Here is a 19,211-nt window from a genome sequence, read left to right as displayed (position 1 = left end):
TTGCGGTTCGGGGTCTTTTCGTGTCCGACAGCTGCCGCAGGGGCAGATCTTCACCGGCTCAGGAACCGTTTGCAGGCTGTGGCGGCGGAACCGGGCGGGATTTCCACCGTTTGATCCCGTGTGAACCGCAGTTTTTCGGCGAATCAGACCGCATTGGGCGTAGTCTTGTGGCACTGCGGGGCGAACGCGCGAACGGCGCGCCTTGACACGTTGAAGGGGGCTCGCCACCTATTGGCATAACAGGCAAGCGGGGCGACCGCCGCCGTGCCCGGAAAACGGGGCAGCGGAGATCGGCCAGTCAGGACACCGAACGCGCATACACGGCGACAGTCGCCGGGCATGCGCAAAGGCGATCCGGCACCGCTTCCGGCAATGCGCCCGTCGTGTCTGCCACTCCCCGGGGCGGCGGGTTCGCAAGGAAAGGAAAACCCATGACTGAGTTCGATGTGCGGCCCGAGGGCGAAGACACGCTTCATCCCGTCCTGCCCCTGCGCGATATCGTCGTTTTCCCGCACATGATCGTGCCGCTCTTCGTGGGCCGAGAAAAGTCGATCCGCGCGCTTGAAGAGGTGATGAGCGCCGACAAGCAGATCCTGCTTGCGACGCAGATGAACGCCTCCGACGACGAGCCGGATCCTTCCGACATCTACGAGATCGGCACGCTGGCGACCGTGCTGCAGCTGCTCAAGCTGCCTGACAACACCGTCAAGGTGCTGGTCGAGGGCGTTTCCCGCGCGAAGATCACCTCCTATACCGAGCGCAGCGACCTGTTCGAGGCCTATGCGAGCGTGTTGACGGACGAGGAGAGCGATACGGTCGAGGTCGAGGCGCTGTCGCGTTCGGTGGTCTCGGAGTTCGACAATTACGTCAAGCTCAACAAGAAGGTATCGCCCGAGGTTCTCGGCGCGATCGGGCAGATCGACGACAATTCCAAGCTCGCCGACACGATCGCCTCGCATCTGGCCGTCAAGATCCCGGAGAAGCAGGAGATCCTCGCGATCACCTCGGTCGCCGGGCGACTGGAGCGTGTGCTCGGCCTGATGGAGAGCGAGATTTCCGTCCTGCAGGTGGAAAAGCGCATCCGCTCGCGTGTCAAGCGCCAGATGGAGAAGACCCAGCGCGAGTACTATCTCAACGAGCAGATGAAGGCGATCCAGAAGGAACTCGGCGACGGCGAGGAAGGTCGCGACGAGGTGGCCGAGCTGGAAGAGCGCATCACCAAGACCAAGCTCTCCAAGGAAGCGCGCGAGAAGGCCAATGCGGAGCTCAGGAAGCTCAAGCAGATGAGCCCGATGTCGGCGGAAGCCACCGTCGTGCGCAACTATCTCGACTGGCTGCTTGGCATTCCCTGGAGCAAGAAGGGCAAGGTCAAGCACGACCTGAAGCATGCCCAGGAGGTGCTCGATGCCGACCATTACGGCCTGGAGAAGGTCAAGGAGCGCATCGTCGAGTATCTCGCCGTGCAGAAGCGCGCCAACAAGCTGAAGGGGCCGATCCTGTGCCTTGTCGGGCCTCCCGGCGTCGGCAAGACCTCGCTCGGCAAGTCGATCGCCAAGTCGACGGGCCGCGAGTTCGTGCGCATGTCGCTCGGCGGCGTGCGTGACGAGGCGGAAATCCGCGGTCACCGCCGCACCTATATCGGCTCGATGCCCGGCAAGGTCATCCAGTCGATGAAGAAGGCGAAGAAGTCCAACCCGCTCTTCCTGCTCGACGAGATCGACAAGATGGGCATGGATTTCCGCGGCGATCCGTCGTCGGCGCTGCTCGAGGTGCTGGATCCGGAGCAGAACTCGTCGTTCATGGACCACTATCTGGAGATCGAATACGACCTCTCGGACGTGATGTTCGTGACCACGGCGAACACGCTCAACATCCCGGCACCGCTGATGGACCGGATGGAGATCATCCGCATTGCCGGCTACACCGAGGACGAGAAGGTCGAGATCGCCCGCCGTCACCTTTTGACCAAGGCCGAGAAGGACCACGGTCTGAAGGACGGCGAATTCGAGGTGTCCGATGCCGCGCTGAGGCTCGTCATCCGTCGCTACACCCGCGAGGCGGGCGTGCGTAACCTCGAGCGCGAGCTGGCGACGCTCGCCCGGAAGGCGGTCAAGGAGATCCTGATGTCCGAGAAGCCGGCCATCAAGGTCGACGAGGTGGTCGTCGAGGACTTCCTGGGCGTGCCGCGCTATCGCTATGGCGAGGCGGAGCTGGAGGATCAGGTCGGTGTCGTCACCGGTCTTGCCTGGACCGAGGTGGGCGGCGAGCTGCTGACCATCGAGGGCGTCATGATGCCGGGCAAGGGCAAGATGACGGTGACCGGCAACCTGCGCGATGTGATGAAGGAGTCGATTTCCGCTGCCGCGTCCTATGTGCGCTCGCGGGCCGTCGACTTCGGCATCGAGCCGCCGCTGTTCGAAAAGCGGGACATCCACGTTCACGTGCCGGAAGGGGCGACCCCCAAGGACGGGCCGTCCGCGGGCATCGCCATGGCCACCGCCGTCATCTCGGTGATGACCGGCATTCCGGTGCGCCGCCATGTGGCGATGACGGGAGAGATCACGCTGCGCGGACGGGTGCTGCCGATCGGCGGCCTCAAGGAAAAGCTCCTCGCGGCCCTGCGCGGCGGTATCACCACGGTGATGATCCCGGAAGACAATGCCAAGGACCTCGCGGAGATCCCCGACAACGTCAAGAACGGGCTGGAGATCATCCCGGTGGCGCGGATGGAGGATGTCCTGAAGACCGCCCTGGTGCGCCTTCCCGAGCGCATCGAATGGGACGAGGCCGCGGCCGAGGCGGCGGCCAAGGCGGTTGTCAAGGACGACGATAGCAGCAAGCTCATCGCGCATTGATCCACCGCTTATTCACAAAAAAGGGGCCCCGACGCCAGTCGGGGCCCCTTTGTCATGCAAAAAGGCCAAAAAATCGCGGATTTCTGCGCTTTTCGGCTTGCCACGGGCACGATTTCGCAAGAGTGTCCCTCCCCGAAGCCTGTCACGAATCGTCGGGCTTTCTGTTTCCAGGAAAGGGACTGCCATGAACAAAAACGATCTGATCGGCTCGGTCGCAGAGAAGACGGGCCTCACCAAGGCGCAGGCCGGCGAAGCCGTCGACGCGGCGCTCGACGCGATCACCGGAACCCTGAAGAGCGGTGGCGAAGTCCGTATCATCGGCTTCGGCAACTTCTCCGTTTCCGCGCGCGCTGCCTCCGAAGGCCGCAACCCGCGCACCGGCGAGACGATCCAGATTCCGGCGTCGAAGACCCCGAAGTTCAAGGCCGGCAAGGGCCTCAAGGACGCCGTCAACGCCTGAAGGCAGACCGTTCTGACTTACCCGACGGCCCCGCGGGCGAAAGCCCGCAGGGCCGTTTTGCATTTGGCGACCGGCTTTGCCCGCCCGCCGGACTTGCCGCGGCCGGCGCGCGCTTCTAACCTTCCTTTTGGCAAGGATGGGGCGACATGGCTGAGGAAACGAGCAGGCAGGGCAGGGCGACGGTTCCCGGGCAAGACTGGGCGGATGCCTTTCGCGCGGACTGCGCGCGGGTCGCGGATCTTCTGGAGACGTCCGCCAGCGCGCGTCTTCGCCTCCTGCGATGGTTCGGTCGCCCGCTTGCCGAAATCGCCGTCTCGCGCGCCCTCCAGGACGATCTGATCGCCTCTGCCGGCCCGCGCCACGATGCGCACGGGTTCGACCGGCTCGGCTGGCGGCCGTCGCCGCCGCTTCGAGAGGGGACGGTGACGCCGAGCGTCTGGCATCTGCCGGATCTTCCCACGCAGCCCTGGTTCCTGCCCGACGCGCTCGACCGCCGGCTGGAGGCCGCGCACGCGTCCATTCTTGCCGAATTCACGAGCGTCAGCGCGGCACTGCGACCGCATCCCGACAGCGAGGAGATCGTCACCCGAGGCGCGTGGCCGGCCCTCATCGTTATCGGAGCGGGCGGCGAGATGCCCGAGGCACGGAGGCGACTGCCGGAACTGATGTCGCTGGTCGATGCGTTGCCGGTCTGCGGCAATTTCGGCTTCGTCTTTTTCGCGGGAACTGTCGCGGGTACGCAGATCGCGGCGCATTCGGGCTCGACCAACCTGCGCGTGCGGCGTCATCTGGCGCTCCGCGTCGCCGATGATACCGATGCGGCCATGGTGGTGGACGGCGAGGCCCGCCCCTGGGTCGAGGGGCGTTGCATGGCCTTTGACGATGCCTTCGCCCATTCTGTCGAGCACCGCAGCGGCGGCGACCGCATCATCCTGTCCGTCGACACCTGGCATCCGTCCCTGAGCGAGGCGGAGGTGGCGGTGCTGTCCGATCCGGTCTTTCCGCGTTTCGGCAAGATCGCGCAGACGCCTGTCGCGCCGGACTGACGCGAAACCCTGATGCCGAGGACGGATGCCGGGCCGCCACGGCAGGGTGGATGCGCGCCATTTGCAGATCTCCCCGCCGTTGCCGCAGCGTGGTGGATCGGGGACGTCCCGGCGTCAGGCGGGCAGGGGCAGTCCTTGCCGGTATCGGCACGGGACAAGGCGCACGCGGCTGTTGAATTCGCCGTCGGCTCGGCTTAAAAGGCACGGGCCTTGACCTCGTCGCCGGTATCGGCGGCCGGTTCGGGATGCTCGCGCGGTCCGGCCTTTGTTGCCCGACCCTGTCGCGGGGCGGTTAGCTCAGTTGGTAGAGCGCCTCGTTTACACCGAGGATGTCGGGAGTTCGAGTCTCTCACCGCCCACCATTCTTCTCTCCCCTTCCGACCGTCTCCGGTCGACCGTTCACACCATGGCCTGCCGCGTAAGGCCCGAATGCGGGATCTGCCGGTCGCAGTGCCGTCAGGTTGCGGGTTGAAAAAAACCGGCATCCCGCGGGTGCGGAATGCCGGTTTTATTGGTGTCGGGCGTGGTGAAGGACCGGCGGTCTAACGCCGCCAGCGGACGAAATAGCGCTCCAGCAACGTGACGAACCCGAATACCGACAGGCCCATCAGGCTGAGCAGCAGGATCTGCGCGAAGACGCGTCCGACGCGCAGCTGGCTGGCCGCGACACGCACCAGTTCGCCAAGGCCCTCGCCGCCGCCCATGTATTCGCCGACGACGACACCGATCACGCTCCACACGGCCGCGAGCTTCAGCCCGGCGAAGATGTAGGGCGTTGCAAACGGCATCTGCAGCTTGATCAGGGTCTGCCAGCGGTTCGCCTCCAGCGAGCGGAACAGCATGGTCATGTTGCTGTCTGTCGCCGCCAGTCCCGCCGCCGTGTTGATGGTCACGGGAAAGAACGAGATGAAGGCCGCCATCATGATCTTGGATTCGATGCCGAAGCCGAACCACGCCACGAACAGCGGCGCGAAGGCGACCTTCGGCATCGTGTTGATGGCGACCACATAGGGCATGATCGCCTTGCGGCCGAAAGTGGTCGCGCCGATGATCATGCCGAGGCCCAGGCCGACGGCGGAGGCCAGCATGAAGCCGAACACCACCTCAACCAGGGTGATCCAGGTGGCATGGGCCACATAACCGCCGGTGAACAGGTTGTGCAGGGTGAAGATCAGGTCCTGCAGCACCTGATAGGGACCGGGCAACACGAGCTGCGAGATGCCGCTGAAGGTGACGGCGGCATGCCAGACGGCGATGATCGCCGAGCCGAACAGCAGCACGAGCAGCCATTGCGGGGTCCGCTCGATCAGGGTCTTGCGCTCGTTTTCGGCAAGCGCGATCAGGATCGCCGGGTCGACATTTGCATTGTCAGCCATGGGCTGCCTCCTCGCTGCTGCCGAACAGCAGGTCGTGTATCTCGCGGACATACTCGTTGAACCGGCTGCCGGTGATCATGTCCGGCGTGCGGGGGCGGGGCAGGTCGATCTCGATCCGCCTGACGATCCGGCCGGGACGCGGCGACATGACGAACACGGAATCCGCCAGGAAGATGGCTTCCTGGATGGAGTGCGTGACGATGATCGCGGTGGCCTTGCGCATCTGGCAGATGCGCTCGAACTCGACATTCATCTGTTCGCGGGTGAACTCGTCGAGCGCGCCGAACGGCTCGTCGAGCAGCAGGATCTCGGGCTGCGTCACCAGCATGCGGCAGATCGCGGCACGCTGGGCCATGCCGCCGGAGAGCTCGGCGGGGACCGCATTGGCGAAGTCCGACAGACCGGCCATTTCCAGCAATTGCATCGCGCGCTCCCGGGCGAGGCCGGCGGCCTTGCGGCCTTCCCGGATCTCGATCGGCAGGAGCACGTTTTCCAGCACGCTGCGCCAGGGCAGCAGGGTCGGTTGCTGGAACATGATGCCGATCTGCTCGTTCGGGCCGGTCAGGGCCTGATCGTTCAGCCGGATGTCGCCTCCCGTGGGAGGGATCAGGCCGGCGATCATTTTCAGAACGGTCGACTTGCCGCATCCACTCGCACCGACGAGAGAGGCCACTTGGCCTCTCTCCAGCTCAAACGAAACATCCTTCGCAGCGTGAATGATGTCGGCTTGGCCTTTCCGTGCGCGGCGGTAATGCTTGTTCACATTGTTGAGACGGAGAATGGCATCCCCGTCCGGCCGCGGCGCCTGCATCCTTATTCTCCCAGGTTTTCGACGAATTCGTTGGTGTAGATCGTGGAGAGATCCTCGATCGGCTTGTCGAGCTCGCCCGTCTCGAGCAGGCTCTTGTGCCAGGCATCCCAGCCGCTTGCAGGCAGGAACCCGAGCGTGTTCTTGCCGATAGGCGCGTATTGCTGGTTGACCGTGTCCAAGAGGGCGCGAGCATAGTCGCGACGTTCCACTTCCTGCGGGTTGTAGGTCTCGCCGTCGGTCAGCACGCCCTCGGGATTCTTCATGCCCCAGGTCGTGGCCTTGTGAACCGCCTTGGCAAAACCGGCCACCATTTCAGGGGAATCGCGATAGATGTCGCCCCGCACGGCAAGGCCGTTGCCGAACAGGTCGAGACCTTCCGGGGTCAGGTCGATGATGTCGACGCCGCGATCCTTGAGAACGGCAATGCCGGTGAAGGAGGCGGCGAAGGCGTGGATCGTGTCGCGGTCGAATGCCGTCACGGCCATGCCTTCCTGGCCGATGGTCACGAACTTGTATTCGTCCGGCTGCACGCCGACGGAGGACAGGGCGCTGCGGGCGAAGGACACCTCGGCGCCGTCGGCGGTGGAGACGCCGATCTGCTTGCCGCGCAGGCCGTCGGCCGACGTGATGCCGTCATTGCGGTCGCCGGCAAGCACGAAGAGGCCGCGCGAGAACAGGTTGTAGAAGAACTTCACGTCCGCGCCGCGGGCAACCGCGTTGAGGACGGGACCCGGTCCGGGCGCGCCGAATTCGGCGCGGCCGGCCGCCATCGCCTGCAGGACGGCGCCGGAGCCGTCGAGGCTCTTGATCGTCACGTCAAGGCCTTCCTCGGCGAAGAAGCCCTGCTGCTGGGCGACGATCATCGGGTACCACGCCATCGCCGAAGAGCCTGGCAGAACAACGGTGACGGGCTTCAGCTCAGCCGCCGATGCGAGATTGCCGGTCAGGGCGACGGCCGCGACCGTCATGCCGATGCGGGTTGCCCAGCGGGACGCGGTCCGCGCCAGTTTGCTGCATGTATTGGACATGTATTCCTCCCAATCGAGTTTATTGCCACTCAATGGCCGGGGTTACTCTTCCCCGGCACGCACCGAAGCCGATGGAACGGAAACCATCCCGTTCGCACAGGCCTTCGAGTACGATTTCGTCGCCGTCCTGCAGGAAGCGGCGGATCTCGCCATTCCCCAGGTCGACCGGTTCGGCGCCGCGGCGCGTCAGCTCCATCAGGCATCCCTGCGAGCCCTTTTCCTCACCGGAGATCGTGCCGCTGGCGACAAGGTCGCCCGGCGCCATGGGGCAGCCGTTGGACATGTGGTGGGTCAGCATCTGCGCGAAGGTCCAATAGAGGCCGGCGGCGTTGGTTCGCGTGACGACCACCGGCGCGCAGCCTTGCGCGCGCATCGCCTCGCTGGTCAGGCTCGCGGTGAGCTCGACCGCCAGCGCCCCCTGCGCGGCATCCTGCGCATCGCCGAGATAGGCAAGGAGCGGCGGATCGCCGGCCGATCTGCGTCTGGCGGGAACACGGAAGGGGGCGAGCGCCTCCATGGTCACGACCCAGGGGGAGAGAGTGGTCGCAAAGCTCTTGGAGAGAAACGGCCCGAGCGGCTGATACTCCCAGGCCTGGATGTCGCGGGCGCTCCAGTCGTTGACGATGCAAAGGCCGAAGAGCCGGTCCCGGGCGGCAGGCAGGGGCCGGGGCCCTGGCTGGTCTTCCCTGATGCCGACAAAGGCGCCGAGCTCGAGCTCGAAGTCGAGCATCGCGCTGGGAGCGTGGACAATGCCGTCGCCGGACCTGATCTGGCCGGCGGGCCGGCGGACATCGGTCCGCGACACGACGATGGAGGAGGCCCGGCCGTGATATCCCACAGGCAGGCTCTTGAAGTTCGGCAGCAGCGGGTTGTCGGGGCGGAACAGCTTGCCGACATTGGTCGCGTGTTCGACGGAACAGTAGAAGTCGGTGTAGTCGCCGATCTGCGCGGGAACCTTCATCTGCAAGGTTCCCGCTGGCGACAGGAGCGGCGTCAGCACCTCCTGGAGCGGCGAGCCCTCCCGCAAGGCACGGTGCAGCCACAGGCGCAGCGCATGCCAGTCCTGCGGCGAGCGGGCCATCAGGGCGTTCAGGTCGGTGCCGCCAAGGACAGTGCGCGCATCGCCGTCGAACAACCCGTCCAGCAGGCCGGCCGCCGCACAGGCCTTGAGATCGAGTGCCTGGTCGCCGATGGCGACGAAGACCGAAAGCATTTCAGACGAAGCTGCCCGCCCGACACCGAATGGCAGGTTCTGCAGGGGAAACGCGCTGCCGGCCGCATTTGCCGTCACGACCCAGCTTTCGGTGCGGGGATCATGTGTTTCGTCGAGCAGGGAATTCGTCATTGATTGCCACATCGCCAATTGGTTACAAAGTTTGTATGCAAAGAAGCATGCAAGTTTGAATGCGTCAAGGCATACGTGTGGACGATTGATCCGGTGGCCATTTGTGGACTAGTCCAAGAGGCCGCTGGCATGGCTAGCTGACGCTGGGTCAAAGAGCAGGGAAGAGACGTTATGGCAGCCCGCATGGAGGCACCCCGCACGATCGAGCCGTGGATCATCCATGGTCCACTCGCCCGATCCAGAACGGAGCCGGCGGGGGCCGTGTCTCCAGCCTGGTTACGAGACCTTGAGGAGCGCGTGATCGCGGGCGCCGATTTCTGGACGATCGCCGATGACCTGCGGATCGAGGGACTTCACCAGGGCGACAGGGAAAATGGCGAAACATCGCCGATAGCCTTTGTCGAACTGGTCTACGAGCTGCTCAGGATTTCCATCCGGACGGGTGCGCTGGCGAGCGGCACGCCGCTGATCGAGGCGGAAATCGGCGATGCACTCGCGGTCAGCCGGACGCCGGTCCGCGAGGCGATGCAGCGCCTGTCGGCGGACGGTCTCCTCTCGCGGCGCAAGCGCGGCTGGGAGGTGAGGAAACTCGACATGATCCAGATTCGCGAGTCCTACGAGGTCCGCATGGCCCTTGAAGGCTTCGCGACGGCGCAGGCGGCGATTCGCGCCAGCGATGCGCAGGTTGCGGAGATCGTCGCCGCGACGCGCTCGCGCGCAAGCCTTGGCTTCGAGGATGTCGCGCAGCGCCTGACGACGAACCGCGAGCTGCACGGACTGATATTCGCCGCTTCCGGAAATGAACGGCTGATCGAGCTGATCAAGCGGAACATGCAGTACTATTTCGCGCACAGGTTTGCGCAGTTCGTTTCCCGCGAGGAGGCGGCGCTGTTCCAGCGCCAGCACGAGCTGATCGCCGATGCCCTTGCCGCGCGCGATCCCCGCGAGGCGGAAAGCGTCGCGCGGGAGCACGTCAAGTCGACCTATCTCGCCTTCGAGAAATTCTACAAGCTTCTGTAGTCCGCAGCCCTCGGCCAGAAGCCGGGCGGCGTGACGACAGACGGCCAGAGGAGGTCCATGTGAGCGACGATACCGGGCTTGAGGCGCAGATCCGTTTCCTGCGCGAAGCCGACAGGCTGAAGGGGGTCGTGCGCGCCTCGCCCCTGATCGACGGGTCGCGCCGAGAGAACAGCGCCGAGCATTCCTGGCATCTGGCCCTCTATGCGCTCGTCCTTGGCGGTTCCGCCGGTCCCGGGGTGAATGTCGACCGTGTGATCAGGATGCTTTTGCTGCACGACATCGTCGAAATCGACGCCGGCGACGCGCCGATCCATGGGCCGGTCGATGCGAAGCGGCAGCAGGCGCTGGAGGCGGCGGCGGCCGACCGCATTTTCGGTTTGCTGCCCGATGCGCAAGGGGCGGAGTTTAAGGCGCTCTGGCTTGAGTTCGAGGAAGGCGCCTCGCCGGATGCCCGCTTCGCCAAGTCGCTCGACCGCTTCCAGCCGCTTGTCCAGAACGTTGCCGCCGGCGGGGGCACGTGGCGCGAGGGCGACGTTTCCAGAGACCAGGTGCATGCGCGCTATGGTCCGCAGATCGAGGCGGGCTCGCGGACGCTTTGGGAGCACGCAAAACGGCTCGTAGCGCGCCACTTCGGATAGGTTCCGATCCCGGCAAGACGCTTCTGCCTCTCCCGTTGCCGGTGTCCGGGCGGTGACGCCTCCATTGCAATGCTTGGCGAGATGCAGATCCGCTCCGCGTCGGGCTCCGTGCGACGATCAGCCTCAAAGACGTCAAAGCTCTCGACCGCTCGATCGCGCGACTTCGGCAATGCCCGACTGAAAGGGCTGACGGGAAGATCCGACCCGACGGCCTACGTGCTACCGCGAACCCGCGGCATCGGGCTCGGCGGGTGCGTTCCGCTCATGCTAACCTGCGGTCACTGTCGGTCGTGGCGCCGGCAGGCAGGACCGAACAGAGGAAAGGTCGATGGCAACGGGTGCCCCCAGGCTGACATTCCACGGTGCCGCCGGCTGCGTTACCGGATCGTGCCACCGGCTGGAGACCGCGGGCGGCACGCTCCTGCTCGACTGCGGCCTGTTCCAGGGCTCGAAGACCGAGAAGGAACTGAACTATCGCCCGTTTCCCTTCGCTGCCGGCGAGATTGACGCGGTGATCCTCAGCCACGCCCATATCGACCATTCCGGCCTGCTACCGAAGCTCGTACGCGAGGGGTTTGCGGGGCCGATCTTTGCGACCGGGGCCACGTTCGAGCTGTGCAGCGTGATGCTGCCCGACAGCGCTCATATCCAGGAGATCGAGGTCGAGCAACTCAACCGTCGCAACCGCCGGCGCAGTCGCCGCGAGACGGTCGAGCCGATCTATTCCGGTGATGATGCGCAGGCAACGCTCGCCCTGTTCCAGCCCCATGCTTACGGCGACTGGTTCCAGGTGCTGCCGGGCCTGCGCGCCCGCTTCTGGAACGCGGGCCACCTGCTTGGCTCGGCCTCGGTCGAGCTGGAGATCGCCGAGCCGGCCACCCGGCTGCTGTTTTCCGGTGATATCGGCCCCGATTACAAGCTGTTGCATCCCGACCCGGAGGCACCGAGCGGTGTCGACTATCTCATTTGCGAAAGCACCTATGGCGACACAGATCGGGAGGACGCCACCCCGGCGCACCGGCGGGCGCAACTGCGTGCCGAAGTGAAGGCGGCGATGAACCCGGACGGGGTCCTGCTTATTCCGTCCTTCGCGGTGGAGCGGGCACAGGAACTGATCAGCGATCTGTGCCAGCTGATGGCCGAGGGTGCCCTGCCGCAAATCCCGGTCTACCTGGACTCGCCGCTGGCCGCCGCCGCGACCCGCGTCTTCGCCCGCCATGCCCGCGAGCTGGAGGGCGGCGAGACGCTGCTGCAGGGGCTCGCTGCCGGCAACCTGCAGATGACCGAGACGGTGGAGCAGAGCAAAGCGCTCGACCGCGTCCGAGGCTTCCACATCGTCATCGCGGCCAGCGGCATGTGTGAGGCCGGCCGCATCCGCCACCGACTGAAGAACTGGCTGTGGCGCGACGAGGCGACCGTTCTGATCGTTGGTTATCAGGCAACCGGCACGCTCGGCCGCATACTGCAGGACGGCGCGCCGTCCGTCCGCATCCAGGGCGAGGAGTTTTCCGTCCGTGCCCGGATCCGTTCGATCGACCTTTATTCCGGCCATGCGGACGGCCCGGAGCTTGCAAGCTGGATCGGTGACCGGCTGCCGTTGACACATGACCTGTTCCTGGTCCACGGCGAGCAGGAGGCGATAGAGGGACTTGTCGTCCGTCTGCCCGGCATCGTCGAGGCCGACCACGTGCTGCGCCCCGACCTTGACGAGACGTTCGAGCTGACGAGGGCAGGCGCCGTCCGGCTGGCCGGCCTGCTGCCGCCGCGGCTGCCGCGCGAGGAGGTGGCCCATCTCGATTGGCACAACGACGTCTCTCGCCTGCTGCTGGACATCAGCGACCGGCTTTCCGCCGAGCCGGACGAGAAGAGGCGCAACGTGATGATTCGCCGTCTCCGCCGGGCGCTTTCCGGAGACGAGGCGGCGGAATAGGCGACTGGTGTCGCAGGTTGGCCTTGCCTCTGCGAAAACGTTTGGGCAACTTTCCTGCTTCGACGGAAACGGGATGCGGCACGGCCAATGGCCGACAGTCCGGCCCCGAAGCAGGATCGGCCGGGAATGACCAGGGAAACGACTTCCGCGCAGCGTTCGCGCAGCACCACCTTGCGCGACGTGGCCAAGGCGGCGGGCGTGGATGTCTCCACCGTCTCGCGGGTCCTGAAGAACGACAAGGACGTGCGGACCAGCGCGGAGACGCGCCAGCGCATCATCGATGCGGCCGAGCGGCTGAAATACCGGGCGAACCCGCTGGCGCGGGCGCTGAAGACGGCGCAGTCGCGCACCTTGCTCATCGTCGTGCCGCAGATCGAGAACCCGGTCTTTGCCTCCGCGATTCTCGGGGCGGAGGCCGAGGCGCGGGCGAGGGGATATGTGCTGCTGGTTGCCTATGACCAGAACGGCTCCGCGGCGAGCGTCTTGGAGCGGGTCTCGCAATCGAGCCTGATCGAGGGCGTCATCATCGCGAGCTTCGACGAGGATGACAGCCTGCGTCAGAGCATCGCGGCGATGAACCGCCCCTATGTGGTCATCAACCGCGTCCTTCCCGGCGATGTGCCCTGCGTCGCCGTGGATACCTGTGCGGCCAGCGCGATAGGCGTGCGGCATCTGATCGATCTGGGGCACCGGCGCATCGGGCATGTGGCGGGCCGGCTGGGGCGCTTCAACGGGAATGCCCGCCGGCAGGGCTGGGAGGAGGCGATGTCGGCTGCGGGTCTGGACCCCGATCCGCAACTGGTGGCGGAGGCGGGATACGATCCCGAGCGGGTTCCGGCGGCCGTCGACCGCCTGCTGGACCGCAAGGTGACGGCCATCCATGCCGCGACGCTGCTGACGGGGGCGGCCACCATCGCGCATCTGCACAAGCTCGGACTTGACGTGCCCGGCGATATTTCGGTCGTGACGATGCATGACGACCTTCTTGCCCGCGTGGTCTATCCCGAAATCACGACGGTCGGACTGCCCACGTCGGAAATGGGACACGAAGCCGTGAGAATGCTTGTGGATCAACTCGTGACGCCATCCGACGCAGCGTCGCAAAGGCCTCCCGTTCTGCTGCTGGCACCGGGAAATCTCGTCGTTCGGGGCTCTGCCTCTTCCCTGAAAATTTAGGTGTTGACGTCGCCGGGTCTTTTGCATTCTATTTGAACAAACGTTTGCTCAAGTGTCCGGCCGCGCGAAATCACGCCGCCGTAGTCGAGAAGGGAGGACCATGGTGAGCAGTGAAACGCGGTTCGCGGAGTTTGCGGATATCGTCGGAGCGGAGAACGTCCTGACAACCGAGGAAGATCGCAGGCGGTACGCCCACGACAAGCTGCCCTATGCGAATTACCGGGCCCGCGCCGGGGCGCTGGTCGGCACCCTGCCGGGTGTCGTCCTGCGCCCGGGATCGGCCGACGAGGTCCAGCGGATCGTGCGTCATGCCGCCAAGGCCGGTCTGCCCGTCATCCCCTATGGCAGCGGTTCCGGCGTCCTTGGCGGCACCATTCCGCTCGAGGGCGAGGTGATGATCGACATGCAGCGCATGGACCGGATCACCAGCGTCGACTACGAGAATGCGCTGGTGACGGTCCAGGCCGGCATGAACGGCGAGCTTTTCGAAGCGGAACTCAACGCGAAGGGCTACACGGTCGGCCATCTTCCCCAGTCCTTGACCATTTCCACCACCGGAGGCTGGGCCGCCTGCCGGGGCGGCGGGCAGGAGTCCAGTCGCTACGGCAAGATCGAGGACATCGTCGTCGGCCTCAAGGCAGTGCTTCCCGACGGCCGCCTGCTGGAGATCCGGCCTTTGCCGAAGCGGGCGACCGGCCCGTCGATCCGCGACCTGATCGTCGGCAACGAGGGCACGCTCGCCATCATCACCGAATTGACCCTGCGCCTGTGGAAGCAGCCCGAGGCCGAAGAGGTCATGGTGTTCGCGCTGCCGAAGCGCGCCGCAGCGCTCGGCCTTGCCCGCCGTATCATGCAGGCGGGGCTGCATCCCAGGATCGTGCGGCTCTACGACGAGCGCGAGACGGCATCGCGCACGGAAGGGGTCGCCGCCTTCGCCGACCGGCCCGTGATGGCCAATATCGTGGTCTGCGGGGAGCCGGGCCTCGTGGCTGCCGAAGCGGCACTGGTGCGCTCTTTCGCGGCCGAGGTCGAAGCGGTGGAAACCGAAACCCGGCCCTTCGACGAATGGCGGGCGACCCGTTACAAGTCGATCAGCAAGCTGTGGCAGGACAAGGGCTATTACAACGACACCATCGAGGTGACGGTGAACTGGTCGCGCGCCGCCGCGCTCTACGAGGCGATCGAGAAGCAGGTCCCGGGGATCTGTCCGGATGCGCATTTCAGCGCCCACTGGTCGCATGTCTATCCGGAAGGGGTCTGTCAGTACATGACGATCCGCCTGCCGCAAATGCCGCAGGACGAGGCCCTTCCGCTTCATGCGCGGCTGTGGGAACTGCTGGAGGGTGAAACGCTCGCCCATGGCGGCTCCATCGCCCATCACCACGGCAGCGGCCTGTTCCGAGGTCCCTGGATGGATGGCGAGCTCGGCGTCGGCATGGACCTGCTGCGCGCCGTGAAGCAGGCGATCGATCCGCAGAACCTCTTCAACCCCGGCAAGCTCGGCCTGCCGCCGCGTGCCGGCTCCATCGACCCCTATCGAGACAGGGTGGACCATGCCTGATCCGTTGCTGCTGGGCATAGACCTCGGTGCCGGCTCGCTCAAATCGACCGTGATCGACGGGGCCGGCAAGGTTCACGGCGCGGCCTCGGCCGCGGTCGAGACGCTGGCTCCGCATCCCGGGTTCAGCGAGCAGGATCCGCTCGGCTGGCGGGCGGCGATGATCGACACCCTGTCGCAGCTCTGGCGGCAGGGGATCGATCCGGCCCGGATCGGCGGCATTGCCTTCACCGCCGGCGCGCACACGCATGTTCTCGAGGATGCCGACGGCCATGCGCTTCGCCCGGCGATCATGTGGAACGACCAGCGCTCGGGACGGCAGGTCGCGGCTCTTCGCCAGACGCACGGGGATCGGATCCTGGAGTTGTCCGGCAATCTGGTCAGCGCGACCTGGACGTTGCCGCAGCTTGTGTGGACGCGCGAGAACGAGCCAGAGCTGTTTGCCCGCATCCGGCGCATACGCCCGGCCAAGGACTGGTTGCGGCGTCAGATCGACGGCAGCGATGCAACGGACATCACCGATGCCTGGGGGCTGATGCTGGCCGATGCCGGCGGCTCCGGCTGGTCGGACGAGCTTTGCCGGATGGCGGGGATCGATCCGTCCGTGCTGCCGCCCATCGTCGGCTCGACAGAGGTCACGGGAACGGTCACGGCGGCGGCCGCGCAGGCGACGGGCTTGACGGCCGGAACGCCGGTGATCTGCGGGACGTCGGACACCAATGCAGAGACCTTCTGCGGCGGCATGACCCGCGCCGGGCTCGGCGCGCTCAAGCTGGCGACCGCGGGAACCGTGTCGACGCTCACCGCAAGCCCGGCCTTCTCGGAAAAGGTCATCCATTACCCGCATCTGGTGCCTGGCCATTGCTACACGATCCTTGGAACCAATTCCTGTGCGTCGGCGCATCGCTGGCTGCGTGACACCCTGTTCGGCGCCATCGGCTTCGACGGCATGGACCGCGCCGCGCAAGGTGTGCCGCCGGGAAGCGACGGACTGGTCTTCCACCCCTATCTCAACGGCGAGCGGAGCCCCTACTGGGATCCGGACCTGAGGGCGTCCTATGTCGGCCTCGGCTTTGCCCATGGTCCGGGCCATTTCGTCCGGGCCCTCTATGAGGGCATCGCCTTCAGCCTGCGCGACTGCCTGGAAGTGCTTCGCGGGCTGGGCATGGGCTTTTCGACAGCCAGGCTGGTCGGCGGAGGCACCCGCAGCGAGCTCTGGCAGCAGATCATCGCCGATGTGACGGGCCTGGTGATCGAGATCCCGCGCGAGGGAGATGCCTCCTTCGGCGCCGCCCTGATCGCCGGTCTCGGCGCAGGCGTCTTTGCCGACACGCAGGCGGCGGCCGCCGTGATCGAGGTCAAGGCGACACGCCGGCCCGACCCGGAAGCCGCGCGGCGCTACGAGGAGGGTTTTGCCGTCTACCGCGAAACCAAGGACGCGCTGACGCCCGTCAACCACCGCATCGCCGCAGCCGGCAGGGAAGGGAACTGATGGCCGAAGTGAGCCTGCGCAACCTGCGCAAGACCTATGGCGGCGTGACCGCCGTCGAAGGGGTCAACCTGGACATTGCCAAGGGCGAGCTGATCGTCCTGCTGGGGCCGTCGGGCTGCGGCAAGTCGACAACGCTTCGCATGGTGGCGGGTCTGGAGAGCATTTCCGGCGGGGAGCTGTTCATCGGCGAACGCGATGTCACCAACCTGGAGCCGAAGGATCGCGATATCGCGATGGTGTTCCAGAACTACGCGCTTTATCCGCACAAGACGATACGCGCCAATCTGGGCTTCGGCCTGAAGATGCGCGGCATGACCGCCGCCGACACGGCCCGTCGCGTCGAAGAAGTCGCCGAGATGCTGGCGATCACGCATCTGCTGGAGCGCAAGCCGCGCCAGCTTTCCGGCGGGCAGATGCAGCGTGTGGCACTTGGCCGGGCGCTGGTGCGCGATCCGGCGGTGTTCCTGCTCGACGAGCCGCTGTCGAACCTCGACGCGAAACTCCGGGTGCGCATGCGCGAGGAGATCGCGCTGCTGCAGAAGCGCATCGGCAAGGCGATGGTCTACGTCACCCACGACCAGACCGAGGCGATGACGCTGGCGGACCGCATCGTGATCATGCGCGACGGCCACGTCCAGCAGATCGGCGCGCCGCTGGAGGTCTATGACCGGCCGCGCAACGTCTTCGTCGCCGGCTTCATCGGATCGCCGGAGATGAACCTCTTTCCCGCCGAAATCGGCGAGGGTCGCCTGCGCATGGGGCCGTCCGACGAGATGTCGCTGCCGGCGCCGTCCGGCGCGCCCGACGGGCCGGTGGTCGCCGGCGTGCGGCCCGAAGCGCTCTTCGTCGCCGACGAGGGCATTCCCTTCGTTGTCCGCGCCGTCGAGCAACTGGGCTCGCAGACCTTGCTGATCGGCAGGATCGGCGAGCACCAGCTGCGCGTCATGGAGGACCGGCGCGACGACATCCGCGCCGGCGACACGGTGAACGTGTCGGCCGATCCGGCGGGCATCCATCTCTTCGACAAGGAGACCGAACTGCGACTGGCGCTGTCCGCCTCTGCGGAACCAGCGCGGGACTGAACGATACAACCGCGGCGGAGGACGCGGGGCAACTCGGGAGGAGACATCATGAAGAATTCAGGCAATTCACGGCTGATCACGCGGCGCCAGACCCTGCAAGGGGCCGGCGTGCTGGGCCTTGGCGCGGCGCTGTCGAGCCTCGGCGCACCCGCCCTCAGGGCGCAGGGACGCAAGGAAATCCGGTTCCTCAACTGCGAGACGGGCAAGGATACGCTCGCCTTCTTCGACAGGATCGCGAAGGAGTACCAGGAGAAGACCGGCATCGAGGTGCGGATCGATTCCGTTCCCCTTGGCGAGGCCTTCACCAAGATCACCAACGGCATCCGCAGCGGAACGCCCTACGACATCGCCAATGTCGGCTTTATCGGACACGTCCTGATCCTGGCCGACCAGGGGCAGATCGTGCCGCTGAACGAACTCACCGATCCGTATGAATGGGGCAACAACATCCTGTTCCCGATGGACGACAAGGTCTACTGGTACCCGTTCGACTACAACCTTTCGGTCATCTACTACCGCAAGGACCTCTACGAGCAGAAGGGCCTGTCGATCCCCAACACCTGGGACGATTTCGTCGCCAACTGCCAGGCCACCATCGAGGGCCGGCGCAAGGGTTGCCTGTTCCCCATCGGATCGAACGGCGCCACCAACTGGATGTCGGTCGCCTTCATGTGGGCCGAGGGCGTCAAGCTGTTCGACGACCAGTGGAATGTCACCCTGGACGCCGAAGGCATGAAGTCCAAGGCCGCCGCCTATCTCGACTTCATGGAGCGGCTCTACCCGACCATGCCCCCGGGCGCGATCCAGGCCGATTACGCGACCGTGTTGTCCAATGTCGTCGGCGGGTCCGTCGCGCATGGCGCCTATGCGGGCCGGGTGCTGGAAGCTGCGGAGCGGGACAATCCGCAGGTCGCGGAAAACCTCGGCATCATGCCGTACATGGACAGCGCCGGGAACAACAAGGCTGTCAGCCACGGCTATGACGGCTGGGTGGTCCTGAAGACCGACAATACCGGCCCGGCGATGGAGTTCATGCGCTGGATGACCACCGACCGCCTGGTCGACTTCCTGCACACCGCGCCCGTCCACTTCCAGCCGGCGCGGCTCGACATCTATGACAATGACCGCTGGCGCGACAACGCGATGATCAAGAAGTATTCCGAACAGATCGAGACGATGCGCGGCATGGTCACCGACGACAAGATGCTGGTCACCTCAATCGACACCCAGGGACCGCATCCCGACATTCGCCCGGGCAAGGTGTTCGAGGCCTTCGTCATGCCGGAGATGCTTCAGAACAAGCTCATCAAGGGCATGTCGTCGATGGAGGCCGTCGAGACGGCGGCGGCGCGGATGCGCGACCTGGTGAACTGACCACCGGTTTCGTTCCCGAC

15 protein-coding genes and 1 tRNA gene are annotated in these 19,211 nt (G+C 65.7%); 12 read left to right on the top strand and 4 right to left on the bottom strand.

Going from position 1 to position 19,211, the window contains the following annotated elements; genetic code table 11:
- The first annotated feature begins 431 nt into the window (after nucleotides 1-431).
- The 4 genes from lon to ACQY46_RS16790 all read left to right on the top strand — a co-directional run bounded on the left by lon (nucleotide 432) and on the right by ACQY46_RS16790 (nucleotide 4,723).
- A complete protein-coding gene (lon, locus tag ACQY46_RS16805; protein ID WP_428697158.1) occupies nucleotides 432-2,855 on the top strand; it encodes an endopeptidase La in 2,424 nt (807 codons plus the stop codon).
- 184 nt (nucleotides 2,856-3,039) lie between these two features.
- On the top strand, nucleotides 3,040-3,315 hold the full coding sequence (locus tag ACQY46_RS16800) for an HU family DNA-binding protein (RefSeq protein WP_306030142.1): 276 nt from the start codon (nucleotides 3,040-3,042) through the stop codon (nucleotides 3,313-3,315).
- Nucleotides 3,316-3,461: 146 nt separating this feature from the next.
- Nucleotides 3,462-4,361, top strand: coding sequence for an aspartyl/asparaginyl beta-hydroxylase domain-containing protein (locus ACQY46_RS16795; RefSeq protein WP_428697157.1), 900 nt, complete (start codon nucleotides 3,462-3,464; stop codon nucleotides 4,359-4,361).
- A gap of 286 nt (nucleotides 4,362-4,647) precedes the next feature.
- Nucleotides 4,648-4,723 (top strand) — tRNA-Val (locus ACQY46_RS16790).
- A 180-nt stretch (nucleotides 4,724-4,903) separates the two neighbouring features.
- On the opposite strand, the gene ACQY46_RS16785 is transcribed toward ACQY46_RS16790, so the two are convergent.
- The 4 genes from ACQY46_RS16785 to fahA form a co-directional block, all read right to left on the bottom strand.
- Complete coding sequence (locus ACQY46_RS16785) at nucleotides 4,904-5,737, bottom strand: ABC transporter permease (protein WP_428697156.1); 834 nt, start codon at nucleotides 5,735-5,737, stop codon at nucleotides 4,904-4,906.
- Nucleotides 5,730-6,410 carry an ABC transporter ATP-binding protein gene (locus tag ACQY46_RS16780; RefSeq protein ID WP_428697155.1) on the bottom strand — a complete coding sequence of 227 codons (681 nt, stop codon included), beginning with the start codon at nucleotides 6,408-6,410 and terminating at the stop codon, nucleotides 5,730-5,732. Before ACQY46_RS16780 ends, ACQY46_RS16785 begins: the two co-directional genes overlap by 8 nt.
- Before the next feature lie 140 nt (nucleotides 6,411-6,550).
- A complete protein-coding gene (locus ACQY46_RS16775; protein ID WP_428697154.1) occupies nucleotides 6,551-7,576 on the bottom strand; it encodes an ABC transporter substrate-binding protein in 1,026 nt (341 codons plus the stop codon).
- Between the two features lie 19 nt (nucleotides 7,577-7,595).
- Nucleotides 7,596-8,921 (bottom strand): fumarylacetoacetase, encoded by a 1,326-nt coding sequence (gene fahA / locus ACQY46_RS16770; protein WP_428697153.1) that lies wholly within the window; start codon nucleotides 8,919-8,921, stop codon nucleotides 7,596-7,598.
- A 171-nt stretch (nucleotides 8,922-9,092) separates the two neighbouring features.
- On the opposite strand from fahA, the gene ACQY46_RS16765 reads away from it, so the two are divergent.
- The 8 genes from ACQY46_RS16765 to ACQY46_RS16730 all read left to right on the top strand — a co-directional run bounded on the left by ACQY46_RS16765 (nucleotide 9,093) and on the right by ACQY46_RS16730 (nucleotide 19,191).
- The gene (locus ACQY46_RS16765) at nucleotides 9,093-9,941 is read left to right on the top strand and encodes a GntR family transcriptional regulator (protein WP_428697152.1); all 849 of its coding nucleotides are present in this window, start codon (nucleotides 9,093-9,095) and stop codon (nucleotides 9,939-9,941) included.
- 59 nt (nucleotides 9,942-10,000) lie between these two features.
- Nucleotides 10,001-10,579, top strand: a complete 579-nt coding sequence (locus ACQY46_RS16760) for an HD domain-containing protein (protein WP_428697151.1) — start codon at nucleotides 10,001-10,003, stop codon at nucleotides 10,577-10,579.
- 328 nt (nucleotides 10,580-10,907) lie between these two features.
- On the top strand, nucleotides 10,908-12,509 hold the full coding sequence (locus ACQY46_RS16755; protein ID WP_428697150.1) for an MBL fold metallo-hydrolase: 1,602 nt from the start codon (nucleotides 10,908-10,910) through the stop codon (nucleotides 12,507-12,509).
- Between the two features lie 126 nt (nucleotides 12,510-12,635).
- Nucleotides 12,636-13,685 carry a LacI family DNA-binding transcriptional regulator gene (locus ACQY46_RS16750; protein WP_428697149.1) on the top strand — a complete coding sequence of 350 codons (1,050 nt, stop codon included), beginning with the start codon at nucleotides 12,636-12,638 and terminating at the stop codon, nucleotides 13,683-13,685.
- Between the two features lie 100 nt (nucleotides 13,686-13,785).
- Nucleotides 13,786-15,246, top strand: coding sequence for an FAD-binding oxidoreductase (locus ACQY46_RS16745; protein WP_428697148.1), 1,461 nt, complete (start codon nucleotides 13,786-13,788; stop codon nucleotides 15,244-15,246).
- Nucleotides 15,239-16,735 carry a xylulokinase gene (locus tag ACQY46_RS16740; RefSeq protein WP_428697147.1) on the top strand — a complete coding sequence of 499 codons (1,497 nt, stop codon included), beginning with the start codon at nucleotides 15,239-15,241 and terminating at the stop codon, nucleotides 16,733-16,735. The genes ACQY46_RS16745 and ACQY46_RS16740 overlap by 8 nt, the downstream gene beginning before the upstream one ends.
- Nucleotides 16,735-17,817 (top strand): ABC transporter ATP-binding protein, encoded by a 1,083-nt coding sequence (locus ACQY46_RS16735; protein WP_428697146.1) that lies wholly within the window; start codon nucleotides 16,735-16,737, stop codon nucleotides 17,815-17,817. The genes ACQY46_RS16740 and ACQY46_RS16735 overlap by 1 nt, the downstream gene beginning before the upstream one ends.
- 48 nt (nucleotides 17,818-17,865) lie before the next feature.
- Complete coding sequence (locus ACQY46_RS16730; RefSeq protein WP_428697145.1) at nucleotides 17,866-19,191, top strand: ABC transporter substrate-binding protein; 1,326 nt, start codon at nucleotides 17,866-17,868, stop codon at nucleotides 19,189-19,191.
- Nucleotides 19,192-19,211: the final 20 nt, after the last annotated feature.

It is taken from the genome of Stappia sp., from assembly GCF_965276915.1.
Classification (GTDB): domain Bacteria; phylum Pseudomonadota; class Alphaproteobacteria; order Rhizobiales; family Stappiaceae; genus Stappia.
This window is presented reverse-complemented; position numbering and strand designations above follow the sequence as displayed.